An 877-nucleotide genomic window follows, 5' to 3' on the forward strand; every position below is an offset into this window, starting at 1 on the left:
ACTGGTACTGCCAGCCAGTATGCGGAAGCAACAGGTGGACACCATTCGCTTAAAGCTGATAAAGATTGCTGCAAGGGGTAGTCTGTACATTTTGGGGGATGATTCGATTGAATTCAAGGAAACTGTTTCAAGGCTTTGCAGTATTGAGCATTCTTATATGCTCATGAATAATTCAGGATAAGTATACAGAATCTGTGTTCTGGAATCCATCACATACTGCAGCTGCTCGTAATATGGGCAGTCCTCATAAGTCTCGTGCATGCATCTTCGCAGCGTTCTCTCGCTGATCTCCCAGATATCTGAGAGGCTTTCGTCAGAGGTTTTTACACTGGTACTTACTTCCAGAGGATATCCTGTTTCCTGATAATCAAAGCGCTGTAATGTAAGCGGCTCTGCTCCTGTTTTGATGTGAAGCTGTACAAAACGGAAAGTACGGAACCAGAATGGCTCGTAGATTTCCGGATCATCCTGTGTTCCCAGACCTGCTGCATGATAATTGTCCTGATAGCCTTCCAGATGTCCGTTTTTCTGATCCAGACGATCTTTTTTGAGTGCCACATGATCCTGTCCGACATGCTCTTCCTGCACATAAGCTTCTGCATAGGTCAGGGTAATATCTGCACTTTTTCCTGCGGATAAAACGAGAGAAATGTAGCCTGTCATCTCTTCACCGGCACTGATCTCTACGATTTCTTCTGTATCTGACGGGATCCAGATTCAGTTTGAATTTTCGAGAAATTTCATTTGTTTATGTTCCTTTCGTGTGATCGTTTGTATCAAAATCTTTGTTTAAGCTGCATTCATTTATTTCCTGTTTTCTGTCTGACAGGGCTTTCTTTACTTTGTTCTTTCTGCCTTAAGTGAATCAACAACTCTA

Annotated in this window: 1 protein-coding gene and 1 pseudogene; one reads left to right on the top strand and one right to left on the bottom strand. The window is 42.8% G+C overall.

Annotated features, from left to right (window positions below):
• Positions 1 to 181: pseudogene (locus tag WMO75_RS19620) on the top strand (hypothetical protein); the annotation flags it as partial.
• On the opposite strand, the gene WMO75_RS19625 reads toward WMO75_RS19620, so the two are convergent.
• Positions 154 to 663: an alpha-L-rhamnosidase-related protein gene (locus WMO75_RS19625; protein WP_158583637.1), complete on the bottom strand. Its 510-nt coding sequence runs from the start codon at positions 661 to 663 to the stop codon at positions 154 to 156. The pseudogene WMO75_RS19620 and the gene WMO75_RS19625 overlap by 28 nt on opposite strands.
• Positions 664 to 877: the final 214 nt, after the last annotated feature.

It is taken from the genome of Blautia intestinihominis, assembly GCF_040096655.1.
In the GTDB taxonomy this organism is placed as follows: domain Bacteria; phylum Bacillota; class Clostridia; order Lachnospirales; family Lachnospiraceae; genus Blautia_A; species Blautia_A intestinihominis.